Raw genomic sequence first — 16,390 nt, 5'->3', positions numbered from 1 at the left:
GTAGATCAGGCGGGCCACAGGCTCTGGACCCCGACGCGTGGGGCCTGGCGCTCCAGGGTGAAGGCCAGCAGTTCGGCGACCCCGGGGATGTACACGGTGGCCGAGGCAGTTCCGATGAACGAATCGGTGACCTCAGCAGACCCTGAGGCGGAGGCATCGCCCAGGGAGAGCTGACCAGGCGCCTCTTCGGGGACTTGCAGTGCCGACGGCAGGGACTCGAATTTCGCCCCGGTGTTGCCGAGGACCACGAGGTCGCTGGCATCCACCCGCACGGTGGAGCCGTGTGCACTGGTGGTGATCAGGTGAACGTGGGCCTTCCGGGGGGCCGGGCCGCCCGCGAGGTCCACCTTGATGGAGGCGGGCTTGACCCGCAGCCATTCGGTCTTCTGTACCCGGGACAGCAGCCGCAGCCGGTGCAGGTGGTTCACTGTCCCGGCGTACGAGGTGCCCAGGATGCGGGCGATCCGATAGGCGTGCTCCGGGACCAGCGGACGGCGCACCCCGATCTGGGCCAGCGCGGTCTGGACGGCAGGCAGGGGCATGAGGAACCAGGCCGCGAACGCCTCCGCCACCTTTTCCTCGTCCGGCCAGGACCCATCCCCCCACGTGCGGGCACGGTCCAGCTCCTCGTCCAGCGCCGTGCCGTGCCCGGCCCGGTGGTGCCCCAACTCGTGTGCTGCGGTGTGCCGTTGGGCCACGATGTCCAGGTTGGCGTTGAGCAGCACGGCGGGCCCGTTGTCCCGAGGAGCGGCGTACACCCCGAACAGGCGTGGCATGGGCCGTGCCATCCCGACGACGTCGGCACGCTGAAGTGCCCCGTACACGTCCACGTACCCGTTGCGGTCGATGGCCAGGTCGCGGTGTGCTTTTACCGCCTCCATCGCGGCGACCTTGTGGGCCACGTCCCAGTTCACTCCCCGCGCTCCTGCTCCTGTTCCTGCTCCTGCTCCTGCTCGCCAGCCCGCCGGAACTTCAAGAACTCGGCAAAGCTGAGCACCTCGTCCCAGTCGCCGTCGGTCAAGCCGACGAGGGCGCGCGGCAGCCCGGCCAGCGCGTGCTCCCCCAGGTCTGCCTCCTCCTCCTTGGCGAGGAAGTAGGACACCGGCCGCATGTACAGGCGCGCGAGCTTCTTCAGCTCAAGACTGTCTACCCGGCGTGAGCCGCGCTCGATGTCACTGACCGCCGATCGGGGGATGCCGGTCATGTCGGAGACGTGCTGCTGCGACATGCCCAGGTAGTCGCGGGTGTTGCGAAGGCGCTCTCCAAGCAGTTCGAGCTCAGGGTCGCGGCCGCGGAGTGCGGCAGGTTCGGGGGTCATGACTTACGCCTTTCGTTGATCACGTTCAAGATGGTGGTGGCGAAGGTGCGCACCGACCGGGTGGAACGAGCCGCCTCCTCGTCTGCCGGGACGCTGATGCCGTAGCGCTCCTCGATGCGGGTCAAGATCTCGACGATGAGGATGGAGTCGACGGGCAGCTCCTCGCCGGCCTCCTCCAGTTCCATCCGCAGCTCATCGGGTTCTCGGTCCTGTAGCTCGGCCAGGAACTCCACGACCACGGTGACGATGTCCTCCAGGGACGGCTCGATCGCGTTCAGGAGACTCTCCCGTCTGTCTGATTTTCCAGCATCGCTGCTCTACTATACGACACGGGGTCGGGATTCCCGACCTGTGTGCTGGATTTTCCGACAGGAGGAAGTTGTGGACCTCAACCGCTACCAGCAAGCCGCCATCAAGACCCTCCAAGAGCCCGCGCCAGGGACTGACCCCGTCTTGGTGCCCCTGCTCGGCCTCACCGGTGAGGTCGGATCCCTCGCCACCGCCTACAAGAAGCGCCTACGTGACGGGCCCGGCCTCGCCTCAGGGAAGCAGCACCTGCGCGAAGAACTTGGCGACGTCCTGTGGTACGTCGCCGCCCTCGCCCACCGCTTCGACCTCGACCTCGAAGATGTCGCCGCCGCCAACCTCGTCAAGATCAGCGACCGGTGGCGCACCACCCCTGCCGCCGATCGCATCACCTTCGACGCCCACTTCCCCGAGGCCGAGCGGCTCCCACGGCAGGCCACCCTCACCTTCACCCTCCAGCAGCGCGACCGCGACGGGCGTACCGTCGCCGTCCTGACCCACGACGGCGTCCCCTGCGGAGACCCGCTAACCGACGCATCCCACATCGACGACGACTACCGATTCCACGACATCTTCCATCTCGCCCACGCCACCGTCCTGGGCTGGTCACCCGTCTCCCGCTTCCTGCTGCGCTGCAAGCGCAAGAGCGACCCCAAGACCGACGAGGCCGAGGACGGCGGCCGTGCCATCGCCATCGAGGAGGGCATCTCGGCCCTCGTCTTCTCCTACGCGGCCCGCCACGGGTTCTTCGAGAACGTCCGCCACATCGACCACGAACTCATCAAGACCATCGCCTCCATGACTTCCCACCTTGAAGTCAGCGTTCTACGCTCCGCCGACTGGGAGCAGGCGATCATGACGGGATACGACGCCTGGCGGAAGCTCCGTGCCCAAGGCGGCGGAACCGTACACCTGGATCTCGACGAGCAGACCCTGACGGTCGAGTCGTAGCACAAGGCGCTGCCTGGTCCCGGGGCGGAGACCTCCGCGGTGACCTACCGCTACCCCACGGGGAACGATCACTCGATTCACGAGCAGTGATCTTCAAGGTACTGAGTCGTGCCGTATCAGACCACTCGTGAACCGACTCGATTGCCCCCTGTGCCCGGTCCGCACACAGTCCGCAAGACACCCGCTCAAGACCGTCGCACCCCATCGCCACCAATCGCCAAAAGGCCAGGTCAGCGCCCCGCAGGAAAGATTCCCGCAGGTCACCGACCTGGCCGGTTACTAGGAGACCAAGAAGGCCTGACCCGCGCAGGCATCCCGTCGGGGCCCGTCCAGCACTTGGACGGGCCCTTTCGGCGTCTTCCCGCCCTCCCCGCTTTTCCGCCCTCCCGGCTAGCGCGTACCGCGGGGCCGTGCCAGGCCCAGGTCGTACGCGAGGATCGTGGCCTGCACGCGGTCGCGCAGGCCCAGCTTGCCGAGCACCGCGTTGACATGGGACTTCACCGTGCCGGTCGTCACGCCCAGGGCGTCGGCGATCTCCGCGTTCGTGTAGCCCGCCGCCACCAGGGTCAGGACCTCGCGCTCGCGGGGCGTCAGGGGTTCCAGGAGCGCGGGGTCCGGGGCGGGGGCCGTGTCGGCGAAGGCGTCGATCAGGCGGCGGGTGACGGTGGGGGCGAGCATGGCCTCGCCCGAGGCCACCACGCGGATGCCGGCGAGGAGTTCCTCGGGCATCGCGTCCTTGAGAAGGAACCCGGAGGCCCCGGCACGCAGGGCGTCATGGACGTACGCGTCCTGGTCGAAGGTGGTCAGGACCAGGACGCGCGGCGCCCGCGCCTGGGGGCCGTCGGTGAGCAGGCGGGTCGCGGTGAGGCCGTCCATGCCCGGCATCCGGATGTCCATCAGGACGACGTCCGGGGAGAGTTCGCGGGCCAGCTGGACGGCCCGGGCGCCGTCCCCCGCCTCCGCGATCACGTGGAGGTCCGGCTCCGCGTCGACGATCGCCGCGAATCCGGCGCGGACCACGGCCTGGTCGTCGACGACCATCACTCGGACGGTTCCAGCACCGGGTGCCGCGTCGGTGCCGGTGCCGGTTTCCCCGTGCGCGGCGGCGGTGCTCCGAGCGTTCTCGGTGCTGATACGGATCCCTCCTTCGGGCTCTCTGGCGTCGGACTCCGGGGCGTGGCGGAGGCGTCGTGGGTGGCGGGGGCGTCGGGCCGCGACCGCTTCGGTCGTGGCTCGCGTACGTTACCCGGCCCCGGGTCCGTCACCTCTCTCAGCTCCGCCAGCAGGTCCCGCATGGACGCCAGGCCCGCCCGCGCCTGTTCCGCCACACCCCCGAGGTCCCCCGCCTCAGCCCTGGCGACCACCTCGCCCGCGTGCCGCAGGACCTCGCCACGCAGTTCCTCGGCGATGCGGCGGCGCTCCTCGTACGCCTCGGTGACCGCCGCGCGGACCGTCTCCGCGAGGGTGTGGTCCTCGCGGGCCCTGATCCGCTCGTGCCGTGCGCCGGCTCCCCAGGGCACCGCCAAGGGAAGCAGGAGCAACGCTCCGAACACACAGGCCATGAAGACGATGAGGCCGAAGCCGCCGTCCTTCTCGACGTCCGTGATGCCGTCGACCGCGGCCAGCGCGACCGAGGACAGGGAGAGTCCGGCCGCCGCCGCCACCGGGGCGGGCCAGGTGACGCCCGCCCGGCCCGCGAACGCGCCCACCGCGTACACGGCCACGCACTCCGCGCCGACCCCGGCCACCGCCAGACACACCGCCGCCGCGGACGAAAGCACCCCGAAGGCGAGCCCGAGCGGCACCAGCCAGGCCGTGGCGAGCACCGCCGCCAGGACCGCCCACGGCGCCCGGCGCCGCCACAGCAGCGGCAGCGCGTGCGCGAGGGCGGGCCCGCAGGCCAGGGCGGTCTCGCCGGGGCTGTCCGCGAGGACCGCGAAGAGCGGGAACGCGGCCACCGAGAGCACGGTCGCCCCGTCGGCGGGGTCCAGGCCGCGCAGGGCCCGGTGGCGCGCGGCGCGGTGGCGCAGCGTGGCCGTGGTGTGCGGCAGCCGCGCCCGCACCGCCCAGCCGGGGCCGTCCTTGCGCGGCCCCGCCGCCAAGGTGCCGTCGAGCGCGGCGGCGCGCTCCCGCATGCCCGCGGTGCCCCGTCCCGAACCGAGCCGCTGCCGGGCCCCGGAGGTGTCCGCGTCGAGCGGCGCCTCCGCCGCACCGTCGTCCTCGACCGTCAGCTCCACCGCGCCGTCGCGTTCGCAGGCGCGGATCCGTACGCGTACGGTCGCCCCGGGGGCGTAGCGCAGCGCGTTGGTGAGGGCTTCGCGGACGATGCCGAACGCCGCGTCGGCGGCCGGGCCCGTCAGAGCCGCGAGGTCCGGCGTCACGTCCACGGCCGGGCGCAGGCCGAGGCGCGCGAATCCGGCGGCCAGTTCGCCCACCCGCTCCTCGATGCCGCTCTCCTCGTCCGCCTCCGAGGTCCGCATCATCGCGACCAGGCGGTGCAGCGCCGCCAGGGTCTCGCGGCCGCTGTGCGCCGCGAACTCAAGTGCCTGCGGCGTCAGTTCCGGCTTGCGGTCGCCGAGCCGCAGCGCGGTGTCCGCGGTGACGACGACGGAGGTGAGGTGGTGGGCGCTGACGTCGTGGAGTTCGCGGGCGAGGCGTTGGCGCTCGGTGGTCGCGGCGCGGCCCCGCTCGGCCTCCGCACGCGCCAGGTCCCGCGCCGCGGCCCGGCGTCCGGCGAGCCGGCGGCGGCGGCCGCAGCCGAGGCCCACGACGGTCAGGTAGAGCGTGCAGTTCACCAGGATCTCAGCGCCGACCTCGGCCACGGAGTCCAACTGCACCACCGCGCGAACCGCCGACGAGACGGTCAGGACGACCCCCACCAGGGTGGCCGTCCGCACCGGGCAGCGCACCACGACCGAGTACAGGGCCACCAGCACGCTCAGCCCGTGCAGCAGCGTCGCGTCCCCGGGGAGGAGCAGCCCGCAGACCAGGGCGGCCTCCACGGTGAGCGCGGCCGCGGCCGGCCGGTGGCGGCGCAGGCCGAGCGCCGCGGTGATCACCACCGCGGTGATCAGCGCTGCCGTGAGCTGGGCGGCGCCGACCGGATCACCGTCCCGCAGCGCGCGGCCGGGCCAGTAGGCCAGCTGCTGGACCGCCAGCAGTACGGGCAGCAGCCAGTTGCGTATCCCCTCCATAGGGGCCCGATGATACGGAGCCCGATGATATGGAGGGGGCATCGTCGACCAAGGCGTCGTCGGCCATGGCGCCGTCGGCCGAGCGCGCCCGGCTCTATCCCAGGTTGGAGAGCACGATCGTACGGACGGCCGACGCCACGGCCCGCCGCGGCCGGAATGCTGATGCACATGACGCCGAAGCCCTCCCCTCCGTACGCCTACGTCCCGCCCGACGCCCACGCCCCCCACTCCCCGTACCCGTACGCCCCGTATCCCCAGCACGCCCCTGAGCCCCCGCCTCCGCCGCCCCTCCCCTACCACCGCCTCGCCCTGATCACCGGACATCACCGCTGGTGGCGCCCCCTCGCGGGGACCGCGCTGGTACTGGCCGGTGCCATGGCCGCCGTACTGCTGGTGATGCTCGGCGCGGAGATAGCGGGCGCGCTGCTGGACCGGCCGGTCGACGGTGACGGGTTCCGGGTGTGGGGCGGTGTCGCGGAGACGGGCCTGGCACTGCTCTCACTCGCCGCGCTGACACCCGTGGTGTTCCTCGCCGCCCGCTGGGCCCAGCGGCGCCCGGCCGGGACGCTGTCCTCGGTCACCGGACGCCTGCGCCGGCGCTGGCTCGGGCGGTGCCTGGCGATGGGGCTGCCCCTGGTCGCGGGGTCGTTCGGAATCATGACGCTGCTGCCCGATCCCGGCGGCACGGACGAGGTGGCGTGGGCCGGGCTCCAGGACTTCCTGCTGGGCCTCGCGATGGTGTGCGCGCTCGTGCCGTTCCAGGCGGCGGCCGAGGAGTACGCCTTCCGGGGCTGGCTCACCCAGGCGGTCGGTGCCTGGTTCCGCTCACCGTGGGTGGCGATCGTGCCGCAGGCGCTGCTGTTCGCCGCGGCGCACGGGTGGGGAACTCCTTGGGGCTTCGCGGACCTGGTGGTGTTCGGCGTGGTCGCGGGCGTGCTGACGGTACGTACGGGGGGCCTTGAGGCCGCCATCGGCCTGCACGTGCTCAACAACCTGCTGTCCATGGGCGTTTCCGCCGCGATCGCGGGCGCTCTCGCCTCCGAGGAGACGGCCGCCGACATGCCCTGGACGGCGGTCGGCGTCGACATCGTGATGCTCTGCGGGTACACGGTTCTGATCCTGCGGGTGGCGGGCCGCCGGGGGATCGAGGCTATGGGCGTCGGGGCGCCCCGCACCCGCACATGACCAGTGGCCAGGTCACTTAATCGGTTGCCGCGTCCACCGGCCCCCTGCTGCACTGGCGGGAGCCGGCGAGAGCCCGGCGGAGTCCACGAAGGAGAAGGAAATGCGGCGTTCGTCCATGTCCCGCCCCGAAGGAAGTCACCTCTCCTCAAAGGACATGACGGTACGTGCACTCACCTGCTCCGCACACGCTGAACCTGGGCATCCTGGCCCACATCGACGCCGGTAAGACGAGCCTGACCGAGCGGCTGCTGCACGCCGCCGGCGTCATCGACGAGGTCGGCCGCGTCGACGACGGAAACACCCTGACCGACTCGCTCGCGCTGGAACGACAGCGCGGCATCACGATCAAATCCGCGGTCGTCTCCTTCGTCATCGACGCCCCCGAGGGCGCCGGCACGGGCGACGGCGTCACGGTCAACCTCATCGACACCCCCGGCCACCCGGACTTCATCGCCGAGGTGGAGCGGGTCCTGAGCGTGCTCGACGGCGCCGTGCTCGTGATCTCCGCCGTGGAGGGCGTACAGGCGCAGACCCGCGTCCTGCTGCGCACCCTGCGCAGACTGCGCATCCCCACGCTGATCTTCGTGAACAAGACGGATCGCGCCGGCGCCCGCTACGAGAGCGTCCTGAAGCAGATCGCGGAACGCCTCACCCCGGACATCGTCCCGATGGGCTCGGTCTCCGGCCTCGGCACACGCGCCGCCCGCTGCACGCCATTCACGGCCGAGAACGCCGAGGAACGCGGCTTCACCACCCGCCTGACCGAGCTGCTCGCCGGGCACGACGACGCGCTGCTGTCCGCGTACGCCGAGGGCAGCGCACCCCTCTCGTACGACCGTCTGCGCCGTGAACTGGCCCATCAGACGGGCCGCGCCCTGGTGCACCCCGTCTACTTCGGCTCGGCCGTCACGGGCACCGGCATCCCCGAACTCACCGATGGCATCCGCGTGTTGCTGCCTGCCTCGGCCGGGGACGCCGAAGGTCCGGTCTCCGGGAGCGTGTTCAAAATCGAGCGAGGCCCCGCCGGGGAGAAGATCGCGTACGTACGTCTGTTCTCGGGCACGATCCGCACGCGCGACCGCCTCGACATCCTCGACGGCGCGCACCCGGCGGGCGAGGCGCGCCGGGACGGCAAGGTCACCGCCGTCACCGTCTTCGACCAGGGCACGGATGTGCGCCGCCCGGAGGTCCGGGCGGGCCGGATCGGCAGGCTCTGGGGGCTCGGCGACGTCAGGGTCGGCGACGTGATCGGCGTACCGCCGAAGGGAACCGAACCGGGCGCGCGCCTCTTCGCGCCGCCCACCCTGGAGACGGTCGTCACGCCGGTGCGCCCCGCCGACCGGGGCGCCCTGCACACCGCGCTCACCCAACTCGCCGAGCAGGACCCGCTGATCGCCCTGCGGCAGGACACCGCCCGCCGCGAGGTCTCGGTCTCGCTCTACGGCGAGGTCCAGAAGGAGGTCATCCAGGCGACGCTCGCCGAGGACTTCGGGCTCGACGTCTCCTTCCGCGAGACCACGACGATCTGCGTGGAGCGGGTCGTCGGCACAGGTGAGGCGTTCGAGATCGGCGAGAAGGAGCCCAACCCGTTCCTCGCCACGGTCGGGCTGCGGGTCGAGCCCGCGCCGGTCGGCGCCGGGGTGGAGTTCCGGCTGGGGGTCGAGCTGGGCTCGATGCCGTACGCGTTCTTCCGGGCCGTCGAGGAGACGGTCAGGGAGACCCTCCAACAGGGGCTGCACGGCTGGCGCGTCCCGGACTGCGCGGTCACGATGACGCACGCCGGCTACTGGCCCCGGCAGAGCCACGCGCACGGCACGTTCGACAAGAGCATGTCGAGCACCGCCGGTGACTTCCGGCATCTGACGCCGCTGGTCCTGATGGACGCGCTGCGCGAGGCGGGCACGGCGGTGTGTGAGCCGATGCACCGCTTCCGGCTCGACGTGCCCGCCGACACGGTCGGGGCGGTGCTGCCCGCCCTCGCGCGGCTGCGGGCCGTGCCGCACACACCGACGACGACGAGCGGAACCTCGTACCGCCTGGAAGGAGACATCCCCGCACAGCGGGTGCACGCGCTGGAACAGCTGCTTCCCGGACTCACGCGCGGCGAGGGCGAGTTGGAGTCCGCCTTCGACCACTACGAGCCGGTACGCGGCGCTCCTCCGAAGCGTGCGCGGACGGACCACGATCCGCTGAACCGCAAGGACTATCTGCTGCGGGTGGTGCGCAGGACGAGCGCGTGAGACCCCGTCGGGGGCGGGCCCCCGCACCTCAGGCGCCGGCCTCCGGAATCCGCAGGTTCCGCAGCCTCTCGGGGTCCGCGATGATGTTGATCTCCACGATCCTGCCGTCCACGACGGTGAAGGAGCCGAGCGAGAACACCTTGCCGCCCGGCGTCGCGACCAGCCCCGGCAGGCCGTTGACGAGCACGAGGTGCTGGTCGGCGGCGAGCCGCGCGAACATCGTGGCCTGCCCGGCCACCGCCGCCGCGCCGCGCACCAGCTTCGACAGGCCCGACGACAGCTCGCCCGTGTCCGCGCGCAACACGACGTCCGGGTCGAGGAGTTCGAGCAACGCGTCGAAGTCGCCTGCCTTCGTGGCGGCCATCCAGGCCTCGACGACCTCCCGCTGCTTGGCGACATCCGTCTCCTGGACCGGGGCCGACCCCCGCACGCGGCGCCGGGCCCGGCTGGCCAGCTGCCGGGTCGCGGCGGCCGAGCGCTCCACGATGGGCGCGATCTCCTCGAAGGGCACGGCGAACATGTCGTGCAGCACGAACGCCAGCCGCTCGGCGGGCGCGAGGGTTTCGAGTACGACGAGCAGGGCGAGACCCACCGAGTCGGCGAGCAGCATCTCCTGCTCGGGGTCGACCACGTCCACGCCGCTCACGATCGGGTCCGGCACGTGCGTCTCCAAGGAGACGTCAAGGGAGTCCTCGCGCCGGGACTGCCGCGAGCGCAGCAGATCCAGGCAGATCCGGCCGACGACTGTCGTGAGCCAGCCGCCGAGGTTGCGCACCTCGCCCGCTTCACCCGCCTCGCCCGCGCCTGATCCCGGCTTCCCGGCGGCCTCGGTGCGGCTGAGCCGGAACCACGCCTCCTGGACGGCGTCCTCGGACTCGCCGACCGAGCCGAGCATGCGGTAGGCGACCGCGTTCAGACGGGGTCTGTGCTCCTCGAAGCGGGTGGCCAGGTCGGTCTGCGCCGATGCGTTGTCGTCCATCTGTCACATTCTCCCGTCGCGTCGGCCATGGCTGTGACGGAGCTTCCCCACCCGCATGACACCTGCGGAGAACAGTAATCGTGATCTTCGCCGGGGTCGCGGGAGCGGGCGCGAGCGCGCGGGACGCGAGCGCGCGGGACGCGGGGCCAGGGTCAGAGGAGCGGGGTCAACGCCCCGCGCAGGTCGGCCGGTTCGCGGTAGAGCAGGCCTGTCATCCCGAGCGCTTCGGCCGCGTCCACGTTCTCCTGACGGTCGTCGACGAAAAGGCAACGGCCGGGGGCGGTCCCGGCCCGCTCGGCCGCCGTCTCGTAGATGCGGCGATCCGGCTTGGTGATACCGAGGTCCGCGCTGCTGATCACGTCGTCGAAGAGCCCGGCGGGCCCGGTGAGGCCGAGCAGTGCCAGGTCGTCGGCCAGCCACGGCGTCGCGTTCGTCACCAGCAGGACCGGCAGTCCGGCCGCACGGACCTGCCGGAGCAACCCGACCACCGCGTCGTCGGCCCGGAACTTGGTCTCCGCCAAAGTGGTCCCCAGCTCGCGTCCGCGCTCCATCGGCACCCGGTCGGCGAGCCCGCGGGCGATCGAGTCGATCCACTGCTCCTTGGTGATCTCGCCGCGCATCAGCGGCAGATCGGTCTCGGGCGCGAAGGCGATCTCGGCGGTGCTGCCCCGCGGCAGCCCGGCAGAGGTTTCCAGTTGTTCCAGCTCCGCCATGTCGTAGAAGCGGATCACGCCGTCGAGGTCACTCAGTACGGCGTCGAACGCCCGGCCGGAGATCGTCATCGCATGTGTCTATCACGCGGCGCGGACGCCCCACGCACGACCGCCTCCTTGTCACCGCTCGCCGAGGGCTTTCCCGGCAGGCTCGCCGAGGGCCTTGTCGACAGCGGCCCGCAACCGGTCCAAGTCCGCGCGCACGGCCCTGTACCGGGACTTGTTGCGGCGCAGTTCGGCGCGCTGCCGCTCATTGCTCACGGCCCACCAGACCCCGGCGGTGTTCAGCTTCCGGTTGCACGTGACATCGGCGACGGCCGTCCCCAACTCCCTCTTCGTACGAGCCGTGTTGCCGTCCCCGCGCCCCACGCGCCACGCCTCGTCCCGGACGGCGTCGGCCGGACTCCCGTACTCCTTGAAGCCCTTGCCCTGGACGCAGCGTGACCAGTCCCGGAAGGCCCTGAGCACCCGGGGGTCCTTGGCGACGGCCTTGTCGATCCTCCGGACGCGCCCGGAGACATACCCCCACATGTGCTCCTCGTCCGCCACCTGCGCCATCAGCCGCCGCGAGCCCTCCGCCGAGCAACCTCCCTCGGGGACCTCGCGGCCGCGCACCACCATGCCGCCGCCGTCCTCCGCGCCGGAACCGTGCAGCACCTCGAACTCCCGCTGCGTAGGCGCCCGCCCCTTCGGCAGATCCCCCGCCACCCCCGCCTCCACACGGTCGGGGTCGAAGCCGTAGCCCCAGCGCCGCGCCTGGCCGAGATCGAGCATCCCTTAAGGGGAGACCGCCACCAGGGTCAGGGTGCTGTGGAACGACTCGCTCATCTGGCCGCGGGGCTTGGGGGCGAGAGGGAAGTCGGCGAAACCGAAGGACCGCATGCACCGCCGTACGAGATACGCCTGGGCCCGCTGCATGCGTTCACTGTCGCGGGCGCTCAACTCATAACGATCCAAAGGCAGTTCGGGAAACTCGGCCTCGCTCCTCACCCTGGGCACGCCGGGCTCCCGCGCGTACCGGGGCGGAGAGTCGTCCGATAAGGAACCGAGCCCGGCGCCGCACCCCACCGACACCAGCCCCAGCCCCAGCCCCAGCCCCAGCCCCACCAGGGCGAGTCCACCCCATCGCGCCTTCATCGCACCCCTCCCCGGGCGAGCCGCCGACCGGGGGACCTTATCGCCACACCTACCCCCTGCGACGCGTCGGCCCGTCGGCCCAGGGCCCCGGCATGACGGAATGAGGAGTCACGCCGGTCTCACGCCGGTCTCATTCGGCGTCGTCGTCCGCCGGGGCCTGCCGCGTGGACGCCGGGTCCGCCGGGCCCGCCGGGCCCGCTTTGGAGGCGCCCCGGCCCCCGGGGTCCGGTAACGCCGCCGGCGACTTTCGGCGGTGCCGCGACCTGAAGTGCCTGCCGCTGATGCGGCCGGCGGGCCGCGCTTCCTCGGCCTCGGCGCCCACGCAGGCCTCGCACAGCGCGTTACGACATGGCCCGGGGCGCCAGACGGGGACGAACACCCCGAGCACCTTGCGCCGCCGGATGACCGTGCCGACCGGCTCTCCGCAGGCGCCGCAGACTGGCTCTTCCTGCGGGCCGGCGCCGGACCGGGGCCCTTCGCTGCCCATACACAGAGTTTATTCCCGCCCGGCGTGGTTGGGCAGCCCCAGGGATCCGCCGCCCTACTCGGAGGGCGGTACGACCACCCGCGGCTCCCGCCACATCGGCCACATTCGGGGGCCGTCCGGCAGATCGAGCGGCGCCCCCGTGAAGGCGAACCCCAGCCGCTCGTACAACTCACGGCTCCGCGCGCTGCTCGCCTCCAGGTAGGCGTGCAGGCCCTCCCGGTCGCACCGGTCGAGGACGGCGGTGACCAGCGCCGTCCCGAGTCCCTCCCCCTGCCGGTCCGGCCGCACGGCGATCATGTGCAGGTACTGGTGCGCCCGGTCGGTCGGATGGGCCTCGTCCGCCAGCCGCCCCATCAGCTCGACTCTCTCGTTCTCCGGGTCGACCGCCTCGCGCAACAGGGCGGGGCCGTCCTCGCCGGCACTCCCGCCCGCCCCAGCGCTCCCCTGCTCCCCGGCATTCACGCCCTCCCCGCTCCCGGGCGCCGCGGAGGGCACCGCCGCGGGCACGGACCACCACAGGGCCGCGGCCGCGCCGTCCTCGGTGATGTCGACGTACCCCTCGTCGAGCGCGAGGTCGAAGAAGGCGCCCATCAACGCGCCGTGCCTGCGCCGACGGTGCTCCTCGCCGGGAAAGACCCAACTGCTCACCGGGTCCCGCATGAACGCCTCGTCGAGCAACCGGACCACGGCGTCCCGGTCCACCTCCCCGGCCCTACGGATCGCCACACCCACAGCCCGCCCCGCCCCTCACCGCTCGCCACCACCGGCCCGACTACGACGGCACGGCTCTCGCACGCTCAACTCCGCGTGATCGCCCGCCGGTTGCAGCCTAAGTGATCGCCTCCGGGCGCACGGAAGGCCCCCGCGGCACACCCGGAACCCGGGGACCGCGGGGCCTCACCCTCGCGTCACACCCCTTCCCTCACATCAGCCCACCCCTTCTCTCACCCCGGGCCCCCTCAGCCCGGCCCCCCTCATCTCAGGCCCCCCACCCATCTACGGCCCCCTCACCTCAGCCCCCGGCCTCCCCTCCGCACCCCCTCGCCGTCGATGCGTACGCACCCCTCAATGCGTACGCCGCGTCACGAACTCGGCGAGGGCCAGCAGTCCGCCCGCCGCCTCCGGATCAGGGACCGCCCGGGCGAGCTGGCCTATCGCCCGCGACATCCGATCGGCCGCGTGCACCTGCGCCCAGTCACGCCCGCCCGCCTGCTCCACCAGACGTGCCGCACGCTCCAGCTCGGCCTCGCTCATGGCGGGCCCGCCGTACAGCTCGGCCAGGTCGACCGCGTCCGGCGTGCCCGAGGCGAGCGCGGCGACCACCGGCAGGGACTTCTTGCGCGCCGCCAGGTCGGCGCCCGCGGCCTTGCCCGTGCGACCGGGGTCACCCCAGATGCCGATGACGTCGTCGATGAGCTGGAAGGCGAGCCCGGCCTCCCTGCCGAACCCGTCGAGCGCGTCGACCTCCTCGGGCGCCCCGCCCGCGTACACCGCCCCGAGCGCGCACGCGCAGCCCAGCAACGCCCCGGTCTTGGCCTCGGCCATGGCCAGGCACTCGTCGAGCGTGACCTCGGCAGGGCCGCGCCGCTCCATGGCGCAGTCCGCCTGCTGCCCCGCGCAGAGCTCGATGACACATCGGGCCAGGCGGGCGGAGGCCGCCGGGGCCCCCGGGTGGGGGTCCTCGGCGAGCAGCCTCATCCCCAGCGCCTGCATGGCGTCACCGACCAGGATCGCGTCGGCGTCGCCGAACACGGTCCAGGCGGTGGGCCGGTGCCTGCGCGTGGTGTCGCGGTCCATCACATCGTCGTGCAGGAGCGTGAAGTTGTGGATCAGCTCCACGGCCGCCGCGGCCCGCACGGCCGTAGCGTGCTCGCCGCCGAGCGCCCGCACCGCGGCGAGCACGAGCGCGGGCCTGATGGCCTTGCCCGCGTTCCCCGCGGCCGGTGTTCCGTCGGCGTGCTCCCACCCGAAGTGGTAGCGCGCGACCCGGCGCAGGGAGCCGGGCAGTGAGTCGATCGCCCCGCGCAGCTCGGGATCGACGCACGCCCGCGCCGCCGCCAGGATCTCCTGGGCCTCCTGCCCCTCACCGGGGCCCTGTGGCCACGACATCATCGCCGCCATGCCTGCCGTGTCCGTCGTCATGTCCGTCATGGACTCACCCCGGGAAGGATGTGGACGGTGGCGGTTCCTCGGCCTGTGGGCGCGTACGGAAGGGGTGTACCCCGCGCCGCGGCCACGGACACGGTCCGGCGGTCACGTCCAGCGGCCGATCTCGACGTTCTCCAGCACTCCGAGCGCGTCCGGCACCAGGACGGCCGCGGAGTAGTAGGTCGACACCAGGTACGAGATGATCGCCTGCTCGCTGATGCCCATGAACCGCACGGACAGGCTCGGTTCGATCTCGTCCGGGATGCCGCTCTGCCGCAGGCCGACGACCCCCTGCTCCTCCTCGCCCGTACGCATACAGATGATGGACGTCGTGCGGGCCTCGGTCACCGGGATCTTGTTGCACGGGAAGATCGGGACGCCGCGCCAGGTCGGGATCCTGTTGCCGCCCATGTCGATGGTCTCGGGGACGAGTCCGCGCTTGTTGAGCTCGCGGCCGAACGCGGAGATCGCGCGCGGGTGGGCGAGGAAGAGCTTCGATCCGCGCCTGCGGCTGAGCAGTTCGTCCATGTCGTCGGGGCTGGGCACGCCCTCGTGCGGCTGGATCCGCTGGTCGTACTCGCAGTTGTTCAGGAGCCCGAACTCGCGGTTGTTGATCAGCTCGTGCTCCTGGCGCTCCTTGAGCGCCTCGACGGTGAGCCGCAGCTGCTGCTCCGTCTGGTTCATCGGCTGGTTGTAGAGGTCGGCCACGCGCGTGTGGACGCGCAGAACCGTCTGGGCGACGCTCAACTCGTACTCGCGCGGCGACGATTCGTAGTCCACGAAGGTGCCCGGCAGCACCGCCTCACCGACGTGCCCGGCCGAGAGGTCGATGGCCGCCTCGCCGTACTTGTTGGTGCGCTGCGCCGGGATGGACCGCAGCCGATGGAGGTGGCCGCGCAGAGATTCGCTGCGCTCGGCGACCTGATCGAGGTCCTGCCTCGGCAGCGTCAGGACCGTACAGTCGGTCACCGCGCGTGCCGTGTACTCCCAGATGGCCTCGGGGTCGAGGAGCGCCGACTCCCCGAAGTAGGAGCCGTCGGCGAGCGTCCCCAGCACCGCGTCGCCGCCGTAGGGGCCCGTGCCGACCTTCTCCACCCGGCCGTGCGCGAGCAGGAAGACCTCGTCGGCCTGACTGCCGAAGGAGGTCAGGATCTCGCCCGCCGCGAACTCCCGCTGCCGGCAGCGCCGCGCCAGCTCCGCCAGCACCTCCTGGTCGTCGAAGTCGCGCAGCGCCGGCAGCTCGCCGAGCTCCGCCGGGATGACCTCCACCTGGTCACCCGTCTTCACGAAGGTCACCCGGCCGTCCCCGACCGAGTAGCTCATCCTCCGGTTCACCCGGTACGTGCCGCCCTGCACCTGCACCCAGGGCAGCATCCGCAGCAGCCAGCGCGAGCTGATCTCCTGCATCTGCGGTGCCGACTTGGTGGTGGTGGCCAGATTCCGTGCGGCTGATGTGCCGAGGCTCTGCTGCGGCTTCTCCGAGTCCGCCCGGATCTCTTCGCCTACCGACATTGCGTGTGCCCTCCCGAGTACCTGCGGTGATCTGCAACCGCCAGCTTTCCAGCACGGAACGTGGCGGCGCCATTACACAAACGAGCGGGAATAGATCACGCTTACGCGGGGCAGGGAGGGCGTTTCCACCCGTTCGGCCTCGTCGGCTCGCCCGCATGAGCGCCGGGAACTGCGGGATCAAGGCTTCCGTTGAAGACTTTGCGGGGCGGCACAGCCCGCA

At 71.9% G+C, this 16,390-nt stretch carries 16 protein-coding genes; 3 read left to right on the top strand and 13 right to left on the bottom strand.

Annotation, left to right across the window (positions count from 1 at the left end; genetic code table 11):
- Window positions 1-5: 5 nt before the first annotated feature.
- Genes CP975_RS23960 through CP975_RS23950 form a run of 3 tightly spaced genes read right to left on the bottom strand, consistent with a single transcriptional unit; the run spans window position 6 to window position 1,557 of the window.
- Window positions 6-914, bottom strand: a complete 909-nt coding sequence (locus CP975_RS23960) for an ImmA/IrrE family metallo-endopeptidase (protein ID WP_055531275.1) — start codon at window positions 912-914, stop codon at window positions 6-8.
- Entirely contained in the window at window positions 911-1,318 is a 408-nt protein-coding gene (locus CP975_RS23955) for a helix-turn-helix domain-containing protein (RefSeq protein ID WP_055531278.1), read from the bottom strand. Before CP975_RS23955 ends, CP975_RS23960 begins: the two co-directional genes overlap by 4 nt.
- Complete coding sequence (locus tag CP975_RS23950) at window positions 1,315-1,557, bottom strand: acyl carrier protein (protein ID WP_246201613.1); 243 nt, start codon at window positions 1,555-1,557, stop codon at window positions 1,315-1,317. Before CP975_RS23950 ends, CP975_RS23955 begins: the two co-directional genes overlap by 4 nt.
- A gap of 142 nt (window positions 1,558-1,699) precedes the next feature.
- Between CP975_RS23950 and CP975_RS23945 the strand changes: the two genes are divergently transcribed.
- Window positions 1,700-2,575 carry a nucleoside triphosphate pyrophosphohydrolase family protein gene (locus CP975_RS23945; RefSeq protein ID WP_055531282.1) on the top strand — a complete coding sequence of 292 codons (876 nt, stop codon included), beginning with the start codon at window positions 1,700-1,702 and terminating at the stop codon, window positions 2,573-2,575.
- A 390-nt stretch (window positions 2,576-2,965) separates the two neighbouring features.
- On the opposite strand, the gene CP975_RS23940 is transcribed toward CP975_RS23945, so the two are convergent.
- Together CP975_RS23940 and CP975_RS23935 are read right to left on the bottom strand one after the other, a co-directional pair.
- Window positions 2,966-3,616: a response regulator gene (locus CP975_RS23940; RefSeq protein WP_055531285.1), complete on the bottom strand. Its 651-nt coding sequence runs from the start codon at window positions 3,614-3,616 to the stop codon at window positions 2,966-2,968.
- Window positions 3,616-5,769, bottom strand: coding sequence for a sensor histidine kinase (locus CP975_RS23935; RefSeq protein WP_167532725.1), 2,154 nt, complete (start codon window positions 5,767-5,769; stop codon window positions 3,616-3,618). Before CP975_RS23935 ends, CP975_RS23940 begins: the two co-directional genes overlap by 1 nt.
- A gap of 168 nt (window positions 5,770-5,937) precedes the next feature.
- Between CP975_RS23935 and CP975_RS23930 the strand changes: the two genes are divergently transcribed.
- Both CP975_RS23930 and CP975_RS23925 read left to right on the top strand, forming a co-directional pair.
- Complete coding sequence (locus CP975_RS23930) at window positions 5,938-6,954, top strand: CPBP family intramembrane glutamic endopeptidase (protein WP_167532724.1); 1,017 nt, start codon at window positions 5,938-5,940, stop codon at window positions 6,952-6,954.
- A gap of 164 nt (window positions 6,955-7,118) precedes the next feature.
- Window positions 7,119-9,194 carry an elongation factor G gene (locus CP975_RS23925; protein WP_055536083.1) on the top strand — a complete coding sequence of 692 codons (2,076 nt, stop codon included), beginning with the start codon at window positions 7,119-7,121 and terminating at the stop codon, window positions 9,192-9,194.
- 28 nt (window positions 9,195-9,222) lie between these two features.
- Here CP975_RS23925 and CP975_RS23920 read toward each other — a convergent pair whose 3' ends face one another.
- The 8 genes from CP975_RS23920 to CP975_RS23885 all read right to left on the bottom strand — a co-directional run bounded on the left by CP975_RS23920 (window position 9,223) and on the right by CP975_RS23885 (window position 16,170).
- Entirely contained in the window at window positions 9,223-10,173 is a 951-nt protein-coding gene (locus tag CP975_RS23920; protein ID WP_055536082.1) for a sigma-70 family RNA polymerase sigma factor, read from the bottom strand.
- Window positions 10,174-10,325: 152 nt separating this feature from the next.
- Complete coding sequence (locus CP975_RS23915) at window positions 10,326-10,955, bottom strand: HAD family hydrolase (protein ID WP_055536081.1); 630 nt, start codon at window positions 10,953-10,955, stop codon at window positions 10,326-10,328.
- Window positions 10,956-11,006: 51 nt separating this feature from the next.
- On the bottom strand, window positions 11,007-11,660 hold the full coding sequence (locus CP975_RS23910; RefSeq protein WP_150477327.1) for a hypothetical protein: 654 nt from the start codon (window positions 11,658-11,660) through the stop codon (window positions 11,007-11,009).
- Between the two features lie 3 nt (window positions 11,661-11,663).
- Window positions 11,664-12,023, bottom strand: a complete 360-nt coding sequence (locus tag CP975_RS23905; protein WP_150477326.1) for a hypothetical protein — start codon at window positions 12,021-12,023, stop codon at window positions 11,664-11,666.
- Between the two features lie 130 nt (window positions 12,024-12,153).
- The gene (locus CP975_RS36260; protein WP_055536510.1) at window positions 12,154-12,510 is read right to left on the bottom strand and encodes a hypothetical protein; all 357 of its coding nucleotides are present in this window, start codon (window positions 12,508-12,510) and stop codon (window positions 12,154-12,156) included.
- Window positions 12,511-12,564: 54 nt separating this feature from the next.
- Window positions 12,565-13,242 carry a GNAT family N-acetyltransferase gene (locus CP975_RS23895; RefSeq protein WP_055536511.1) on the bottom strand — a complete coding sequence of 226 codons (678 nt, stop codon included), beginning with the start codon at window positions 13,240-13,242 and terminating at the stop codon, window positions 12,565-12,567.
- Window positions 13,243-13,575: 333 nt separating this feature from the next.
- Window positions 13,576-14,652, bottom strand: coding sequence for a family 2 encapsulin nanocompartment cargo protein polyprenyl transferase (locus tag CP975_RS23890; RefSeq protein WP_246201818.1), 1,077 nt, complete (start codon window positions 14,650-14,652; stop codon window positions 13,576-13,578).
- 111 nt (window positions 14,653-14,763) lie between these two features.
- Complete coding sequence (locus CP975_RS23885; protein WP_055533598.1) at window positions 14,764-16,170, bottom strand: family 2B encapsulin nanocompartment shell protein; 1,407 nt, start codon at window positions 16,168-16,170, stop codon at window positions 14,764-14,766.
- Between the last annotated feature and the right edge of the window lie 220 nt (window positions 16,171-16,390).

Origin of the sequence: Streptomyces alboniger (genome assembly GCF_008704395.1) — a bacterium.
Lineage (GTDB): Bacteria > Actinomycetota > Actinomycetes > Streptomycetales > Streptomycetaceae > Streptomyces > Streptomyces alboniger.
The sequence above is the reverse complement of the archived record's forward strand: the minus strand, read 5'-3'. Positions and strand labels throughout refer to the sequence as shown.